Genomic DNA, 16,745 nt, shown 5'->3' with positions numbered 1-16,745 from the left:
AAGCCGGCGACAGGCCCGGACAGTATTTCCGTCCGAACGCCCCACAGCCGGTATGGAGTTCGACGTCGACGCCTGGCGGGCCGAACTGACCGAGTATCGGGAGCAAAAAGACGAGCAGTTCGCCACAGCGCGGTCGTCGCCGCTGCCGCCCGAAAAGCGGGAGAGCTTCGACGGGCTCGACTACTTCGAGCCGAATCCCGACTACCGCGTTGCGGCGACAGTCGAGGTCGACGACAGCGACGAAACGATTACGATGGAGACGACAGCCGAGGGCGAACGGCTCTACGAGCGCGTCGCTCGGCTCACCTTTGAGGTGCCGGACGCAAGCGACAATCGGGACGAGCACACGCTCGTCGCTTATCAGCGGGTCGACCAGCGCGGCGACGGCTCGCTTTTCGTTCCCTTCCGCGACAAGACGACCGGCCAGCAGACCTATCCGGCCGGCCGGTACATGGAGCTACACTACGAGGGTGACCTCGAAGACGGCGCGACCGTGCCGCTGGATTTCAATCTCGCGTACAACCCTTTCTGTGCCTACAGCGACGCCTACGAGTGCCCGCTGCCGCCACAGGAAAACTGGCTCGAAATCGTCGTTCCGGCCGGCGAGCGCGACGACCAGTAGCCCCCGACACTCACGCCGGCGCGACGCCGACAGTCAGGAGCGTTCCGAACTCCCGGAACCGCTCGACCATGTCCTCGCGGCGCTCCCAGTCGTCGGTCGGGAACTCATCTTCGGGTGGGATTTCCGTCTCGCGGTCCGGAATCGTGTCCTGCTCGGCGACGTAGAAGCCGGCCTCGCGGAAGGCCTCGCGGTACTGCTCGTAGTCCCACAGTGTCATGTCGATATCGATTCCCTCTTGCCACTCGTGGGTGTGGACGCTCTCCTCGAAGTAGTCGACCGCACAGTAGAACGTACCGCCGGGCCGGAGCACCCGTCGCAGTTCGTTCAGCGCTCCGACCGGGTCGGCCGCATAATAGAACGCCTCCATGGAGAAGGCGTGGTCGATGCTGTCGGCCGCGAAGGGCAGCGAACCGAAATCGCCGACAACGTAGCTGACCTGCGGGTCGTCGGTGTACTCGCGGGCGTTGCGGACCATCTCCGGGGAGCCGTCAAGGCCGTACGCGCGGCCGGCGTCCTTGGCGTCCCGGAGCGCGCGGGCCGCGTAGCCGCTGCCACATCCTAAATCGAGGACCGTCTCATCGGCCTCAACCGGCATGCGCGCCAGCGCGTGCTTTGCGGTGTGCCAGTGGCGCTGTTCCATCCCGCGGTCGCGGCCGTCGGCCGCCCACGCGTCGAACTCGGCTCGAACGCTCATACACACGGTGGGTGCGGAAGCGACTAAACGGCGGCGTTTGCGCGCTCAGATTCGTTCGCCCTGGTAACTCCCGTCGTAGGTCCCCTCGTGGTCGGCCCCGGCGAGTACAAGTTGGGCGATGCGTGCGCCGGCCTCGATTTCGATTTCGTGGTGGACCTCCAACAGCCCCTCGCCTTTCCCCTCGTAGCCGGCGTCCCAAACGGCCGTATTGAGCATACAGGAGTTCCGCAACAGCGACGACCGGGGGTAGACGAAGCCGACGTGCTCTTCGGGTATCGAGATGGTCTCGCCGTATTGGACGATGTAGCCGCCGGGCTGGAGGCGAAAGACGCCGTCGTCGGCCGACAGCTCTTGCCGGTCGCCGATGGATTTGCCGTCTTGGTCGATACGGCCGGGCGACGCCTGTTCGAAGACCGCCGAAAGCGTCAAATCGACGCCGTTGGGTTGTTGCTGTGCCGCTGTTGTCGGGTCGATGCGGTCGGCGACGAAACTGCCGCTCCGGAACATAACGTCTCCTCATCCCGTCGGCACAAAGCGGTTGCGTCCCGTCGGCAGTCGCCCGGTCGGGTCCGACCGGCTTTTGGGGGGCCGCCACCAACCGGAGGGCATGGACGCCGAAACCTTCGACGAACAGAAATACGTCGACCTCTTTCCGCAGTTGCAGCAGGCCTACAAGAACGTCTTCAACCGGCTGAACGAGGAGTACGACTCGACGCTGATTCACGCCATCGACCAGCAGGTCCTCAACGAGTCCGAGCCGTTCTACGATGACGACGCGGAGGGGTTCTACGTCGAGCTACCGGACGACCCCTACGACCGGCTGACGGGCGTGGCGGTCGAGGAAGAAACGTTCGAGTCCGTGCTCGAAACCTACATCGGTGAGCTGGAAGCCGAGCTGGAACGGACGTTCGGCGAGTAGCCGCCGTCAGAGATTCTCCGGGTCGGCATCGTCGCCGCAGTTGGCCCCGTTCCAGACGGCGAGGTCGCCGGTCCCGTCGACGCGGACCAGCACGCGGACACAGTCGGTCCCCTCGCCGACACCTTCGGTCACGTCGGCCGTCTGTATCGCTCCGTCGTCGAGGCGCGCGTGAACCCGGTAGGAGTCGGTGTCGTCGCTCCACTCGCCGTCGACGGTTTCGCTGCCGCCGTCGGCGTCGAGTTCGTAGGTTCCGAGGTGGAGCACGTCACCGTCGGCCTCGACGGCCAGCTGAATCTGGTGGTCCTCGTCGTGGTTGTTCTGGACCGACAGGTCCTCCAGCCGGACGCTGTCGGCGTCACCGGTCTCGTCGTTTTCCCCATCCCCAAGCGCAGTACAGCCCGCGGTCGCGGTTGCGGCGGCCGCGACGGCGAGCACTCGACGGCGTGTCGGCATACACGGAATGGGGATGTGCGGTAGTATAAACACCCGTCAGACGCTCGTCAGACAGAGGCGAATTCTCGGCAGCGAGCCGTCGAGCCGGTGAATCTCCGGCCCGCGTCCGGGAGCCAAATCTTCATACGGCTGCACCGCATACGCGGGAACATGAGCACTGAAACCGCCGACGGCGACGAGGAACTCCGCGAACGCATCAGCAACTTCCTCCGCCGCAACTTCCCACAGATTCAGATGCACGGCGGCAGCGCCGCGATTCAGGACCTCGACCGCGAGAACGGGGAGGTCACCATCATGCTTGGCGGCGCCTGTTCCGGCTGTGGCATCTCGCCGATGACGATTCAGGCCATCAAGAGCCGCATGACCGAAGAGATTCCCGAAATCGACACCGTCTACGCCGACACCGGCTCCGACGGCGGCAGCGAAGGAATGGCCGGCGGGCAGGTGTCGCCGTCCTTCCCTGGCGAGACCACAAGCGACGACGACAGCGACGAAGGGCCGGACGCGCCGTTCTGAGTGTCGGCCACAGCGTTTTCCTCTCGTCTTTTGACGTTCCGCATAGCCTGTAGACCACGGTGTCGTCGTGCCCGTCCAACGGTCTGAGCCGGAAACAGAGCTGTCGGTGACGCCGGGCCGCTACCGAACCGGGGGCTGCTCCACAGGCTTATAGTCGGAAGCGTCGCAGGTTCAAGCCGAGAATGGCCGCCGACCCGAACGTGCTCGTCGTCGTGCTCGATACGGTTCGGAAAGACCACCTGACGCCGTACGGCTACGACCGGCCGACGACGCCGGCGCTCGCGTCGTTTGCCGACGAGGCACGCGTCTACGAAGAGGCGGTCTCGCAGGCACCGTGGACGCTGCCGGCCCACGCCTCGCTGTTCACCGGTCAGTATCCGAGCGTCCACGGCGCGACACAGGAGTCGCCGTATCTGTCCGCAGAGACGGCGACGCTGGCCGAGGCGGTTTCGGCATCCGGATACACGACGACCTGTTTTTCTTCGAACGCGTGGATTACGCCCTACACGCGGCTTACCGCCGGGTTCGACGAACAGGACAGCTTCTTCGAAGCGCTTCCGGGGTCGGTTCTCGCGACGGCGGCGGCCGACCTCTGGTCGTGGGTGCTCGACAGCCGGCTGCGGCCACTGGCGGACCGACTCGTCGCGGCCGGCAACGCTGTCCACGAACGGCTCGCCGCCCGCGGCCGCGCCGCCTCGCGGACGCCGGCCATCGTCGACCGGACCCAGCAGTTCATCGAGGGGGCCGACGGCCCGTGGTTCGCATTCCTGAACCTGATGGATGCACACCTGCCGTACTACCCACCCGAACAGTACCGACAGCAGTTCGCGCCGGATGTCGACCCCGGGGCTGTCTGTCAGAACTCGAAAGCCTACAACGCCGGCGCACGCGAGGTCGACGAGGCGGAGTTCGAAGCGATTCGCCGGCTCTACGACGCCGAGCTCCGCCATCTGGACGCCGAGCTGGGGCGGCTCTTCGAGTTCCTCAGGACGAGCGGCCGGTGGGACGACACCGCCGTCGTCGTCTGTGCCGACCACGGCGAGCTCCACGGCGAATTCGGCCGGTATGGCCACGAGTTCGCCGTCTATGAGCCGCTGGTGAACGTCCCGCTTCTCGTCGACGCGCCGGGCATCGAGCCGGGGCGTGACCGGCAGCAAGTCGAGTTGCTCGACCTCTACGACACGGTGTTGGATATTGCCGGCGCGGCCGAAGCGGCATCGTCGGTCGGCGCACGGCCCTTCGAGCCGGAGCGGTCGCTGTGCCGACCTGGGCGTGACATCGAAGATGGCGACTACGGATTCATCGAATACGACCGACCAGTCGTCGAGTTGGAACAGCTAGAGCGGAAGGCCGCAGCCGCCGGCATCGAGCTCGACGAGGACGGGCGGTTCTACTCGCGGATGCGGGCCGCTCGACGACCGGACGGCAAGTACATCCGCAACGAGCGGCTCTCCGACGAGGGCTACCGACTCGACAGCGACAGCGGCGAATCAACCGAAGCAGCAGCCGACGACCCGATTATCGAAGCGACCGAGGCGGCGCTCTGTCGGTTTGAAGACCGAGTCGCTGTCGGGTGGGACGGACACACACAGGGCGACGGGGGGGACCCGCTGGGGCGTATGGACGAGACGGCGAAATCACGGCTGCGGGACCTCGGCTATCTGGAGTGACAGCCGCCGTGCGGGCATCCTCGCCAGCCCCCGCGCCGTCCGACCGAGACCGCACTGAACCGTGACTTCTTGACCGACGCGGCCTATCAGGAACACATGACGAACCCCGATAGCGCCGGTTCGGACGCCGACGCATCGACACCGACGGCGTACGACGACCTTCTGGAACGCTACCGCCGGGCGACATACCTCAGCGACGCCAACGGGGTGTTAAGCTGGGACCAGGAAGTGATGATGCCCGAGGGCGGCACGCCGGCCCGCTCGAAACAGCGTGGTGCGGTGTCGGCGGTTGCCCACGACGTGCTCGTCGACGAGGAGACAGCGGACGCACTCGATGCGCTCGACGGTGTCGACCTCACTGACGATGAGGCCGCTGTCGTCCGCGAGATTCGCCGCGAGCACGAGCGGAAAGCGAGGGTACCGACCGAACTCGTCGAGGAGATTTCGACGGCGACTTCGGAGGCACACCCGGTCTGGAACGAGGCGAAAGCAGCCGATGATTTCGATGCCTTCGCGCCGACGCTTGCGGAGTTGCTCGACCTCAAGCGGCGCTACGCCGAGCATATCGACCCCGACGCCGACCCCTACGCGACGCTGTTTGCGGAGTACGAGCCGTATCTCGACCTTTCGACCGCCGAGCGCGTCCTCGAAGAGTTGCGGGATGGCCTCGTTCCACTCATCGACGCAATCGGAGCGTCGGATACGGAGCTATACGCTCTCGAAGGGACGTTCCCCGAAGACGACCAGTTCGCAGTGACCGAGGCGGCCCTTGAGACGCTGGGGTATGATTTCGAGCACGGCCGGCTGGATACGGCACCGCACCCGTTCTCGACGGGGACACAGTTCGACGCCCGTGTGACAACGCGGTTCGACGAGTCCGAGCCGCTCGACTCGCTGGCCTCGACCATCCACGAGTTCGGCCACGCGACGTACACCCTCGGGCTGCCACGGGACGCATACGGCTCACCGCTCGGTGAACACCGCGGACTATCGGTCCACGAATCACAGTCGCGGCTCTTCGAAAACCACGTCGGCCGTAGCAAACCCTTCTGGGAGCTGTTTGTCGACCGGTTCAACGACCACCACGACACCGAACTCACGCCACAGCAGGCCTACGAGGCCGCAAATCGGGTGTACGACGACAATCTCATTCGGGTCGAAGCCGACGAATTAACCTACCACCTTCACATCGTATTGCGCTTCGAAATCGAGCGCGAACTGCTCGCCGGTGACCTCGACGTCGAAGAGGTCCCCGCCGCGTGGAACGACCGAATGGAGTCGTACCTCGGCGTTCGGCCGGAAACCGACGCGGAGGGCTGTCTGCAGGATATCCACTGGAGCCACGGCTCCTTCGGCTATTTCCCGACATACTCGCTCGGGAGCGTCCTCGCCGCCCAGCTGTATGCGGCCGCCGACGAAGCTATCGACGGGCTCGAATCACAGATTGCGGCCGGGGAGTTCGACGCTCTCCACGAGTGGCTCACCGAAAACATCCACCAGCACGGCCGCCGGTACACGACCGGCGACGTAATCGAGCGGGCAACCGGCGAGCCGCTAACTGCTGACTACTTCCTCGAGTACGCCGAGGCGAAGTTCGGAGAACTATACGACCTCTAGCTCCGGCGTTCGGCCCGCCGGATTGGGTGGTTTGCTCGCCGTTGGCTTCTGCTCGCTGGAAAACCAATCACGGCCGAAGCCCGCGGCCGCGCTCCCACGCACGGAGGAGCCGACAGAGCGTTCGGTTCGTCGGCGTCTCGACACCGAACTCGTTTCCTTTGTCGACGACGTAGCCGTTTATCGCGTCGACCTCGGTACGGCGACCGTCACGGACATCCTGCCGCATCGAGGAGACGTTGGCAGCGGTCGTCGCGGCGACGCGTTCGGTCGCCTCCACGGCTGTCGATGTCGGCAGGTCGATGCCCGTAGCACGAGCGACGGCTGCCGTCTCCCGCGCCGCCGCTGTCGCGACGGCGTTGCCGTCGTCAGAACAGAGCACACCGTTGTCGACGCGGGCCAGCGCCGTCGTGGCATTGATGCCGGCGTTGACCGCCAGTTTCTCCCAGAGCCGTCGCGGCATGTCCTCGGCGACGGTCACGTCGAGACCGGCTGTCGCAAAGGCGTCGCCGACGCGGTCGGCAAGCGGCAAGGAGCCGCCGTCCCGCGCACCAAGGACGACGGTTCCGCGGCCGGTACAGGTGACAGTACCCGGCGATTCCAGTAGCGCGCCGTAGGTGCAGGTGCCGGCAAGCACCGGTACGGCAAGCTGGTCGGCAAGCGTTGCTTCGTTGCCGAGCCCGTTCTGCAAGGAGAGGCAGGCGTCTATGTCGGCCCCGGACAGCGCCTCGGCGGCAGTCGTCGTATCGAACGCTTTCACGCAGATAACGGCGAGTCCGACCCGGTCGGGGACATCACGGCGGGCGTCCAGCTGTACAGTGGTTGCTAGTTCGCCGTCGATGGTGAGGCCGGAGTCGCGGCTGCGGCTGACGTGTGGGTCGCGACCGACAAGGACGACATCGTGCTCGCGGGCGAGCAAGCCACCGACGAGGCTGCCGAGGCTGCCAGCACCGAAAATCGTGATTCGCATGTGAGCGACTACTCGGTCGTCGTCTCGTCGATTTCGGCGTCGCCCTGATGAATCGCAATGCCGTCTTGGGCGACCTTCTCGGCGAGGACGGCACACTTGATGCGCATCGGGCTGAGGTCGACACCGAGCATGTCGATGATATCGTCACGGTCCATCTCACGGACGGCTTCGAGCGACTCGCCGCGAAGCTCCTCGGAGAGCATGCTCGCCGAGGCCTGGCTGATGGCACAGCCGTCGCCGATGAAGCTCACCCGCTCTATCGTATCGCCGTCGTCAGCCAGCTGGAGGAACATCTTGATGGTGTCGCCGCACATCGGGTTCTCGCCGACGTGCTCGATGTCCGCGTCCTCGAGTTCCCCGTAGTTGCGCGGGTTCTTGTAGTGGTCGAGGATTTGCTGGCGGTACATGTCCGAGCCGATTCCCATTGCTGGTTTCTATAACGGTAACGAGCCGCAAAAGCCCACCGGTCGCGGCGCTACTGCGCCGAACGGTCGGCAACCGCGACGGTCAGACGACGTCGAGTGCGCCGAACATCGACTGGGCGCGATGCGGGGTGCAAACGTACAGCGCGATACCGGGCTCGTCGAAGGGCTGTTCGAACGTCGTTCCCGCCTCGGCGTGGCGGGCGCTCTCGAAGCTGAAATCAGAGCCGTCGTCGGAGACGACGTTGTGGGTGCTTCCGCGACCAGTCCACTCCCAGACGACGGTCGTACCGGCGTCGATACGGGCGACGACCGGGTCGAACGCAAGCCCGCCTGTCCCAGCACCGACAGCCACCCGAAGCTCCGATTGGCCGGTTCGGTCGGGTATCGATTCCTCGTAGCCCTGCGTAGTGTGGACGTACTCGTGGATGCGCTGGGGAACGCCGTCGGGAGCGTCACCGGCATCGTCGCCGCCCAGACAGCCGGCGGCGACGACGGATAGGCTGCCGGCGATGGCTCCGAGCATGCGGCGTCTGGTCGAGTCCATATACGGCGTACGGTGAGCGCAAGTAAAACCGAATCGACCGGTCTCACTCAGCTGAACAGCTGTCGCGCATCGTCGACCGCCTCGACGAGTTTGTCGACTTCTGTCTTGGTGTTGTAGATGTAGAAAGATGCCCGCGCGGAGGCGGTTGCGCCGAGAACGTCGTGGAGCGGCTGCGTGCAGTGGTCGCCGGCACGGATGGCGACGGCGCTGTCGTTGAGAATGCTGGAGAGGTCGTGGGCGTGGACGCTATCGACGTTGAAGGCGACGAGGCCGCCCCGGTCGTCGCCCGGAGGTCCGTACACCTCGACGTCGTCGTGTTCCGTCAGGCGGTCGTAGGCGTATTCGGCGAGCCGGGCTTCGTGGCGCTCGATGCGGTCCATCCCGATGTCGTCGAGGTAGTCACACGCCTCTGCCAGCGCGATACCCTGGCTGATAACCGGCGTCCCGGCTTCGTATTTCCAGGGCAGTTCGTTCCACTTCGAGTCCTCGAAGGTCACCTTCAGAATCATCTCGCCGCCATAGAGATACGGCTCCATCGACTCCAGGATGTGCTGTTTACCGTAGAGGACGCCGATGCCAGTCGGTCCGCACATCTTGTGGCCCGAGAAGGCAAGGAAGTCGGCGTCGATAGCCTCGACATCGACGGAGCGGTTCGGCACGGACTGGGCCGCATCGACGAACATGTAGGCGTCGTGGTCGTGGGCGATGGCAGCCAACTCAGAGACCGGGTTGACGGTGCCGAGGGTGTTCGAAACGTGGACCGCCGCGACCATCTCCGTCTCGTCGGTGATGAGTTCGCGGGCGGCATCCATATCGAGCCGCCCCTCGTCGGTAATCGGGATGTATTTGCACTCCGCGCCGGTTCGCTTTGCTATCTGTTGCCACGTGACGAGGTTAGCGTGGTGTTCCATCTCGGTCAGGACGATTTCGTCGCCGGGACCGAGCTCTTCGAGCCCCCACGCGTAGGCAACGAGGTTCACCGACTCGGTAGTGTTTTTCGTGAAGATGACCTCCTCGCGGCCGCCGGAGGCACCGATGAACTCCGCGACGCGGTCGTGGGCCTCCTCGTAGGCGATGGATGCCTCTTGGCTCAACTGGTGGATGCCGCGGTGGACGTTGGCGTTGTATCGCCGGTAGTAGTCGGCAATCGTCTCGACGACCGGCTCCGGCGTCTGTGTCGTCGCCGCGTTGTCGAGATAGACGAGTTGGGTGTCGTCAAACTCCCGCTGGAGGATGGGGAAGTCTTCCCGGATGGCCTCGACGTTCAGCGGCTCGGCCTGTTGACTCATTGCTAGCGCGTTAGGCCCGAAGGCTGGTTACTCCTTCGGTCACGGCGAGAGCGCGGACAACGGCAAGCAGCGGGCTTTTGGCCGGCGACGGTCAATTGGCTGGCGATGGGACTGGTTGATACGCTCACGCTCTTCGGCGTCGTCGCCCTCGCAGCCCCCATTGGGCTGCTCGGCATCGAGTTTCTCGTCGGCGGCCGGCCGGTCGCCGGGGCCGGCTTCCTCGCTGTCGCCGTTGGGGTTGCAGTCGGCGTCTACGCCAGGCCGAGCCTGAAATCAGCCCTTGCAGCGCGTGCCGTCGACGCAGTCGAGGACGGAGACGGAAACGAAAGCGGAGACAAGCCGTGACGCTCGGCATTGTTCGGACGCTACAGCTTGCGGCGACGCTCGTCGTCGCCGGACCGGTCGGGCTGGTTGGTGTGTTCAACCTCATCGAAGGAAATCACCTCCACGGCGTCGCCTTCCTCGCTGCGGCTGTCGCTATCGTGGCGGTGAGCGAGTACGTCTATCTCCGGCTCACAGACCGGACTGTCGGACGACTGCGTCGAATCGGCGGCAGGTTGCGGCGCGACTAGTTCGCCTTCAGCTCCGCGCCGCGTTTTTGTGCACGTTCAAGAATCACGTCAAGCGACTCCTCCGACGGTTCGTCGTTCAACAGCACGTCGATCGGCAGCGTCGGCGCACCATCGACGAGGTTCTCCAGCAGCACGAGCCGTTCTCGGGCGCGCGACATTCCGACATAAAAGACACGGCGCTCGTTGTCGGTCATCGTCGGCACCGGGTCGGACCGCTTTGTGAATTCCTCAGCGCCGGGGACGGCCTCGGGTTCTTCGACCGAGGCGGCCATCTGCTCGACGACCTTCTCGGTGAGGTCAGTCGCGACGAACACGTGGTCGGCCTCGCGACCCTTCGCGGAGTGAATCGTCCCGACGCGGACCCGGTCGGCCGCCATCCCCCGGTAGTTGCCGCTGAAGTACGCGTCAACGGACCGCTCTTGGAAGTTCGACACCCGCGTGAGCATGTCAGCCGCCGCGGCCGGTCCCGGGGCGAACGGCGCGTGTTCGTCGACGAAGTCGGACGGCAGCGTCATCTGGGCGAGGTCGTCGACCCCTTCGGTCTCCTGCCGGGCGTCGAGGGCATCGAAGTAGTCGTCTCGCTCGCCGGTGCCGAAGGCGCTGTCGGCGAGCATCTCGCCGAGCCGCTGGGCCTGCAGTCCGTCAATCGGTTCACCGTCGTCGATGGCTTCGATGGCGTCGACATACCCCTGCAGGCGGTCGGTCCACATCCGTTGGTCGGTCAGCGAGACGAACGGGATACCCTCACCGATGAACTCGTCCATGAACTGGAACATCTGGTAGCGCGCCCGGAACAGGACCATCACGCTGCCGTCGTCTTCCTCCAGCGTCATCCGGACGTTCCGGACCAAATCGAGCATCGACGGCGAGGAGACGGCCTCAACGCGGCCGCCCTGCTTGCGGGGCTTGAGGTCTTTGTCCTGTCGTTTGTCGATGTGGCTAATCTGCGTGTTGACGATGTTGAGAATCCGGGAGGGAAGCCGGTAGCTGTTCGGGAGGACAACATCGTCGTCGACGTCTTCATCGAGCAGCAGGTTCGGGTCCGCCCCCTGCCACGCGTAGACGACCTGGTCGTCGTCGCCGGCGATGAGCACCGACTCCATGTGGGGCTTCCATTCCTCGTAGACCCCGTACTGCAGCGTCGTGATGTCCTGAAACTCGTCGATAACGAGGTGGTCGACGTTCGGCAGCAGCGACCGCTGCTGGACGCGTTCGAGCATGTCGGCGAAGCCGACGATGTCGTGTTCACCCTTGTAGGTCCGCCATGCGCGGATGGCTTCGGGAATGTCGACGCGGTCATCATCGCTCGGCCACGTCGGGGTGTACTTGTTGCCGGTCTGGGCTTCATCGTCAATCTCCGGCGGTAGCCGGACCTCCTCGTCGTCCCACTGGAAGGGGACATCGTACCAGTCAGCGACATCGCGTTCGGTCCGCTGGAGCCATTGGGAGGTGGCGATGATCTTGTTGCCCAGCGTCGTCGACCGCGCGGACCGACGGCGGGCGGACTTGTTTTCGTCCTCGAATTCAAGGCCGTACTCCTCGCAGAACTCCTCTTTGTGTTGCTCGCCGACAACGTCGCCACGCGAGAGGTTCAGCAGTTCGTAAGCCTTCGCGTGCATCGTACAGACGTTGCCGCGGAGTGATTTCGGGGTGCAATCAAGCCGCTCGGCCAGTCGCTCACGAACCTCAGCGGCGGCGGCGCGGGTATACGAGACAACCAGAATGTCGTTGACATCGACCCCGTCGTCGAGCATCTCGTCGACGCGGTCGAGCAGAGCGGTCGTCTTCCCGCTCCCCGGTCCACCGAAGAGTCGTGTTACGTGGGTGGAATCAGCCATTATTCGTCTAACGCAGTCCACGAGTATAAAACGACTGCTCGGTCCCAGCGCGGGAAACAGCCTCGATTACGGCGGTTGTAACGGGTCAGGTCGGCTGCCAGCCACAGACCGAACAGACGGACGCATCGAGGCCGTGGAGGCCGCCGCAGTCCGGACACCGCTTCTTGTTATAGTCCTCCTCCCACGTCGGAGATTCGGTTTCGTGGCCCCGGTCGTCCAGAAAGTCGTCGAAGATATCGTTCGTGGCTGCCATACACGACCCTCTTAGATGACATCGGCAATAAAGCCTGTGGTAGCTTGTCTCACGGGTACTGCTGTCGTGGGGCGCGGGTTACCGGCTGCTTTTGACGAAGGGACCACAAGAAAACGCATGGATACTCCGCAGTCGGATGCTTCGGCAGAACTGCCGCTCGTCCACGTAAGCAGGCCGGGAACCGTCGATTCGAACGCGCCCGCGATAGTCCTGATACACGGCCGAGGAACGAACGAACGGGACTTGCTACCGCTTGCGGCACAGCTTCCTGACGAGCTGCACGTCCTGAGCGTCCGTGCGCCGCAGCCGATGGACGGCCCGGACAGCTACACGTGGTATGACCTCGACCTCTCGGCAGGCGGGCTCCACGCCAGCCAACCGGACCCCGAGGGGTTCCGTCGAAGCCTCGATTTAGTCCATGACTTCGTCGATGCCGCCATCGAGGCCTACGACCTCGACGCCGACCGTGTCGGCCTCCTTGGCTTCAGCCAAGGAGCAATCACGAGCCTGTCGGCACTACTGGAGCGGCCGGAGGCGTACCGATGGATTGTCGCACTAAACGGCTATCTGGCCGAAGCACACCACGACGAAGTCGAAAACGCCGACGGAACGCCAGTTTTCGTCGGCTGTGGGAACCGTGACCAGGTCATCCCTCCGGAGCGAGCACAGCGGGCCGCCGAGCTGCTCGGAGAAGGTGGGGCGGAGGTACGGTTCGAGCGCTACGATGTCGGCCATGGAACGACACCGGCTGCGGTGACGGACGTGGGTGGCTGGCTTGAAGGAAGGTACTGATTGTCGAGATGTGAAAGACGGCGTCGAGCGGCTACTCCAGCGGAATCGGACAGTCGCCCTCAGCGTGGACCGACTGGACCGGGCTGGTGTCGACATCCCGGATATCGGGGTCGTCGTGGAGCTTGTGGAGCTGTGCGGCGACCGCCGATTCGTCTTCGAATTTGCCGACTGCGAAGACGGTCCGGTCACCGTCAGTCTGATAGACGGTGACAAACGCCTCAGTCGCCCTGAGGCGGTCGGTCACATCGTCAACGGACCCCAGCGGCACCGAAAGCTGGAAGATGACCGTCTCGTAGCCGAGTCGCTCGTAGTTGAGCCGGGGGGCATACCCGTCGATTGCGCCGTCGTCTTCGAGCGCCCGCAGGCGTTTCTGTACCGTCGTCGCGACCGCGTCGGTTGGAGCCGCGATGTCGGTGATATCGGCGCGAGCGTCACGGCACAGCGCCGCGACGAGTTGCCTGTCGAGCCGCTCTCCCATCGGTTCAGACGGCGTCCGTCCCGACCTCGCCGGTCCGGATCTGGTAGGCCTCGTCGACCGGGAGGATGAACACCTTTCCGTCGCCGGGGTCGCCGGTCTTACCGGCCTCGGCGATGGCTTCGGCGACATCTTCCGCGGGGATGTCGGCGACGACACACTCGAGTTTCACCTTCTGGTGGAGGTCAACACTGTACTCCTCGCCGCGCCACTGGCCCTTCTTTGCTGGCTGGGAGCCGCGGCCGGAGACGTTCGTTACTGTCAGCGACGGTGCGCCGACCTCGGCGAGACCCTGCTTGACATCCGAAAGCTTGTCTGGGCGGATGAACGCCATCACCATCTTGATGCCGCCATCGTTGGGCTGCCCGCCATCAGTGCGGATTTCGTGGTCGCTGTTGGAGCGAACCGCTTCCGTGTACCCGCCGTCGGTCGCGACCGCGTCCCGACCGCCGAACTCGGGGTAGGTGTCGGTGCCGTGCTCGGAGAGGTCGAGTCCTTCCTGTTCGTGTTCTCTGGAAACGCGGGCCTGACCGGCAAGTCTAAACGCGCCCCAGACAACCGCAGTCGCAGCGACCGTCCAGGCGGTAATGACGAGCGTCCCGATAATCTGTGGTGCGAACATCGACGCTTCAATCGAGAGGATTCCGCCGGGGACGACACCGGCGCCGATTGGTGTGCCGCCGGTCGACCACAGCGGGTAGAGGACGATGCCGAGGATACCCGCGCTACCGTGGACGGGGAAGACTGCACAGACGTCGTCGATGTTGAGTCGTTTCTCGACGAACTCGAAGACGATGGGCAGCTGTGCGCCGGCGATGAGGCCGAGCATGATACCGCCCATCGGTGTTAGCACGTCAGCGGTACCGGTCACGCCGACAAGACCGGCGAGCATACCGTTTGCGACGTACAGCGTGTCGACTTTGCCGGTCTTCAGAAGCGCGACCGCACCAGCACCGATTGCGCCCATCGCCATGCCGAGAGTCGTCGCCATGGCGACGCGGCCGGCGACCCAGCTACCGCCGTCGCCGCCGAGCAGGAACGCACTGTCCCCGAGGCTCAGTGCCGTCGCAGCCGTTCCGACGTTGAACCCGTACCAGCCGAAACAGAGCATCAACGTCCCGAGAACGGCAAATGTCATCGAGTGGCCGGGCATGACGTTCGCCGAACCGTCGTCGTTGAACCGACCGATACGCGAGCCGAGCACGTATGCCGCCACGAGGCCAGCGATACCGCCGACGCCGTGGACTATCATCCCGCCCGCGAAGTCGTGGAAGCCGAGCGTCTCGCCGAGCCAGCCACCGTACCAGCCAAGACCGGCGACAACGGGGTAGATGATGGCAGCGACGAGGAACGTGTAGCCGACGTACGCGCGGAGCTTCGCACGGCCGGCGACCGCTCCGGAGACGATGGTTGCCATCGTCATCGCGAAGACGGCGCTGTAGAGCCAGTCAATCCAGCCAAGCGTTGATTCACCGCCAGCACCGAACATCGAGAGCGAGCCCATCTCGCCGACACCGGTCACCTGACCGGTGAGGTTTGAAACACCCATCCCGATGAGGAAGAACGTGACGACACCCACACTCCAGGTGAGCATGTTCTTTGTCAGCTGGTTGGCGACGTTCTTCGCCCGCACCTGCCCGGCTTCGAGCATCGCGAAGCCGGCGTGCATGAAGAAGATGAGGAACGTGACCGTCAGTATCCACGAGTAGTTAACCGAGTTGACGACAGCCTCTGCGCCCTCGACCTGCAACAGCGTTGCCTCAATCATGTTTCAACCCCCGAGTCAAATCCGCATATTGGTTGGTATACGTCCATGCTTACTCTAATTTGCACCATGTTTGTCTCGTGCATCACGGGAGAACCTCATGGAACAGCCCTACATAAATGTTGGAGTTGAGATTGAAAACTTCGTTACGTCCTATGTGGACAGGCGTCAGAAATTAGGTACAATAATATTCGTATAAGGCCATTGCACGTCAACTATCTAGCCGAATATTGGGCGTATTTGTGGACGCATGGTCACCCGTCTAAGAGGTAATTGCGTAGTTATCCGCCCGAAAAGCGGCGCGCGCGCCGAGCGGTGAATTCAGAGACGTTCAGCGACGGATTCGGCGAAGTACGTCAAAATCAGGTCTGCGCCGGCCCGCTTGATCGACAGCAGCGACTCGTGGGCAACGGACTGGCGGTCGAGCCAGCCACGGTCGGCAGCGGCGTGCAGCATCGCGTACTCGCCGGAGACGTTGTAGGCGGCGACAGGCCGGTCGAACTCCCGACGGAGTTCGGAGACGATGTCGAGGTACGGCAGCGCCGGTTTCACCATCAGTACGTCTGCACCCTGTTCGACATCGAGGCGTACTTCGCGGCGCGCCTCGCGGGCGTTGGCCGGGTCCATCTGGTAATGCCGTCGGTCGCCGAAGGACGGAGCGCCGTCCGCAGCGTCCCGAAACGGGCCGTAGAAGGCCGACTCGTATTTTGCCGCGTAGGACATCACCGGTATCTGTTCGTAGCCGGCGGCATCGAGCGCGTTCCGTATGGCACCGACCATCCCGTCAACCATTCCGGAGGGAGCGACCATATCCGCGCCGGCCTCGGCGTGGGAGACGGCCGTCCGCCGCAACAGTTCCAGTGTTGCGTCGTTGTCCATCGTCAGGTGTGGGTCCTCCGCCGCGTCCGATTCGAGGATGCCACAGTGGCCGTGGTCGGTGTATTCACAGAAGCAAACGTCGGTGATGACGTAGGCGTCCGTCTCGTCGGTTATCGCACGGACAGCCCGCTGGACGACGCCGTCGTCGGCCCACGCGCGGCTTCCCTCAGAGTCTTTGGATTCGGGGACGCCGAAGACGATGACCGACTCGACACCGGTCGAGAGCACCTCCTCGGTTCGGGGGACGGCCTCCTCGACCGGGACGCGCTCGTGGCCGGGCATCGATTCGATTTCGACCCGCTCGTCGGTCGTCGCGTCGACGAAGATAGGGGCAATGAGGTCGGAGGCGTGCAGTTCCGTCTCGCTGACGAGGTCGCGGACGCCGTCAGCCCGGAGTCGACGGGGGCGGTCTGTCAGGTCCATACTGGAGCCTGACGGCCCCGGGAATAAAAGAC

The 16,745-nt window shown here is 64.4% G+C and carries 20 protein-coding genes; 8 read left to right on the top strand and 12 right to left on the bottom strand.

Features of this window, described 5'->3' with window-relative positions:
• Positions 1–52: 52 nt before the first annotated feature.
• Positions 53–622, top strand: a complete 570-nt coding sequence (locus NP_RS02405; protein ID WP_011322206.1) for a DUF1684 domain-containing protein — start codon at positions 53–55, stop codon at positions 620–622.
• Positions 623–632: 10 nt separating this feature from the next.
• Here NP_RS02405 and NP_RS02400 read toward each other — a convergent pair whose 3' ends face one another.
• Both NP_RS02400 and NP_RS02395 read right to left on the bottom strand, forming a co-directional pair.
• Positions 633–1,316: a class I SAM-dependent methyltransferase gene (locus NP_RS02400; protein ID WP_011322205.1), complete on the bottom strand. Its 684-nt coding sequence runs from the start codon at positions 1,314–1,316 to the stop codon at positions 633–635.
• Between the two features lie 45 nt (positions 1,317–1,361).
• Positions 1,362–1,823: a deoxyuridine 5'-triphosphate nucleotidohydrolase gene (locus NP_RS02395; protein WP_011322204.1), complete on the bottom strand. Its 462-nt coding sequence runs from the start codon at positions 1,821–1,823 to the stop codon at positions 1,362–1,364.
• 100 nt (positions 1,824–1,923) lie between these two features.
• On the opposite strand from NP_RS02395, the gene NP_RS02390 reads away from it, so the two are divergent.
• The gene (locus NP_RS02390; RefSeq protein WP_011322203.1) at positions 1,924–2,235 is read left to right on the top strand and encodes a DUF5783 family protein; all 312 of its coding nucleotides are present in this window, start codon (positions 1,924–1,926) and stop codon (positions 2,233–2,235) included.
• A gap of 6 nt (positions 2,236–2,241) precedes the next feature.
• Here NP_RS02390 and NP_RS02385 read toward each other — a convergent pair whose 3' ends face one another.
• Positions 2,242–2,688, bottom strand: coding sequence for a hypothetical protein (locus NP_RS02385; RefSeq protein WP_011322202.1), 447 nt, complete (start codon positions 2,686–2,688; stop codon positions 2,242–2,244).
• A gap of 150 nt (positions 2,689–2,838) precedes the next feature.
• Between NP_RS02385 and NP_RS02380 the strand changes: the two genes are divergently transcribed.
• From NP_RS02380 to NP_RS02370, 3 genes are all read left to right on the top strand, one after another.
• A complete protein-coding gene (locus tag NP_RS02380) occupies positions 2,839–3,204 on the top strand; it encodes a NifU family protein (RefSeq protein WP_011322201.1) in 366 nt (121 codons plus the stop codon).
• A 182-nt stretch (positions 3,205–3,386) separates the two neighbouring features.
• Entirely contained in the window at positions 3,387–4,874 is a 1,488-nt protein-coding gene (locus NP_RS02375; protein WP_011322200.1) for a sulfatase, read from the top strand.
• A 96-nt stretch (positions 4,875–4,970) separates the two neighbouring features.
• Positions 4,971–6,491 carry a carboxypeptidase M32 gene (locus tag NP_RS02370; RefSeq protein ID WP_011322199.1) on the top strand — a complete coding sequence of 507 codons (1,521 nt, stop codon included), beginning with the start codon at positions 4,971–4,973 and terminating at the stop codon, positions 6,489–6,491.
• A 67-nt stretch (positions 6,492–6,558) separates the two neighbouring features.
• Here the strand turns inward: NP_RS02370 and NP_RS02365 are convergent, their stop codons facing one another.
• The 4 genes from NP_RS02365 to NP_RS02350 all read right to left on the bottom strand — a co-directional run bounded on the left by NP_RS02365 (position 6,559) and on the right by NP_RS02350 (position 9,716).
• On the bottom strand, positions 6,559–7,458 hold the full coding sequence (locus NP_RS02365; RefSeq protein ID WP_011322198.1) for a ketopantoate reductase family protein: 900 nt from the start codon (positions 7,456–7,458) through the stop codon (positions 6,559–6,561).
• Between the two features lie 8 nt (positions 7,459–7,466).
• Positions 7,467–7,883 (bottom strand): Fe-S cluster assembly sulfur transfer protein SufU, encoded by a 417-nt coding sequence (gene sufU / locus NP_RS02360; RefSeq protein ID WP_011322197.1) that lies wholly within the window; start codon positions 7,881–7,883, stop codon positions 7,467–7,469.
• A gap of 82 nt (positions 7,884–7,965) precedes the next feature.
• A complete protein-coding gene (locus NP_RS02355; RefSeq protein ID WP_011322196.1) occupies positions 7,966–8,427 on the bottom strand; it encodes a halocyanin domain-containing protein in 462 nt (153 codons plus the stop codon).
• Between the two features lie 47 nt (positions 8,428–8,474).
• Complete coding sequence (locus NP_RS02350; RefSeq protein WP_011322195.1) at positions 8,475–9,716, bottom strand: aminotransferase class V-fold PLP-dependent enzyme; 1,242 nt, start codon at positions 9,714–9,716, stop codon at positions 8,475–8,477.
• Between the two features lie 105 nt (positions 9,717–9,821).
• Here NP_RS02350 and NP_RS02345 point away from each other — a divergent pair, with 105 nt between their 5' ends.
• Both NP_RS02345 and NP_RS02340 read left to right on the top strand, forming a co-directional pair.
• Positions 9,822–10,061, top strand: coding sequence for a DUF7533 family protein (locus tag NP_RS02345; RefSeq protein ID WP_011322194.1), 240 nt, complete (start codon positions 9,822–9,824; stop codon positions 10,059–10,061).
• Positions 10,058–10,288, top strand: coding sequence for a DUF7533 family protein (locus tag NP_RS02340; protein ID WP_011322193.1), 231 nt, complete (start codon positions 10,058–10,060; stop codon positions 10,286–10,288). The genes NP_RS02345 and NP_RS02340 overlap by 4 nt, the downstream gene beginning before the upstream one ends.
• Here NP_RS02340 and NP_RS02335 read toward each other — a convergent pair.
• Positions 10,285–12,126 carry a UvrD-helicase domain-containing protein gene (locus NP_RS02335; protein ID WP_011322192.1) on the bottom strand — a complete coding sequence of 614 codons (1,842 nt, stop codon included), beginning with the start codon at positions 12,124–12,126 and terminating at the stop codon, positions 10,285–10,287. The two genes, NP_RS02340 and NP_RS02335, sit on opposite strands and share 4 nt — an antisense overlap.
• Before the next feature lie 85 nt (positions 12,127–12,211).
• The gene (locus NP_RS14715) at positions 12,212–12,379 is read right to left on the bottom strand and encodes an HVO_0416 family zinc finger protein (protein WP_011322191.1); all 168 of its coding nucleotides are present in this window, start codon (positions 12,377–12,379) and stop codon (positions 12,212–12,214) included.
• A 117-nt stretch (positions 12,380–12,496) separates the two neighbouring features.
• Here NP_RS14715 and NP_RS02330 point away from each other — a divergent pair, with 117 nt between their 5' ends.
• Positions 12,497–13,171 carry an alpha/beta hydrolase gene (locus NP_RS02330; protein ID WP_011322190.1) on the top strand — a complete coding sequence of 225 codons (675 nt, stop codon included), beginning with the start codon at positions 12,497–12,499 and terminating at the stop codon, positions 13,169–13,171.
• Between the two features lie 31 nt (positions 13,172–13,202).
• Here the strand turns inward: NP_RS02330 and NP_RS02325 are convergent, their stop codons facing one another.
• The 3 genes from NP_RS02325 to hemB all read right to left on the bottom strand — a co-directional run bounded on the left by NP_RS02325 (position 13,203) and on the right by hemB (position 16,713).
• Positions 13,203–13,649, bottom strand: a complete 447-nt coding sequence (locus tag NP_RS02325) for an Lrp/AsnC family transcriptional regulator (protein ID WP_011322189.1) — start codon at positions 13,647–13,649, stop codon at positions 13,203–13,205.
• Between the two features lie 4 nt (positions 13,650–13,653).
• Positions 13,654–15,414, bottom strand: coding sequence for an ammonium transporter (locus NP_RS02320; RefSeq protein WP_011322188.1), 1,761 nt, complete (start codon positions 15,412–15,414; stop codon positions 13,654–13,656).
• A 318-nt stretch (positions 15,415–15,732) separates the two neighbouring features.
• Positions 15,733–16,713, bottom strand: a complete 981-nt coding sequence (hemB, locus tag NP_RS02315; protein ID WP_011322187.1) for a porphobilinogen synthase — start codon at positions 16,711–16,713, stop codon at positions 15,733–15,735.
• Between the last annotated feature and the right edge of the window lie 32 nt (positions 16,714–16,745).

Source organism: Natronomonas pharaonis DSM 2160 (genome assembly GCF_000026045.1).
Classification (GTDB): domain Archaea; phylum Halobacteriota; class Halobacteria; order Halobacteriales; family Haloarculaceae; genus Natronomonas; species Natronomonas pharaonis.
The sequence above is the reverse complement of the archived record's forward strand: the minus strand, read 5'-3'. Positions and strand labels throughout refer to the sequence as shown.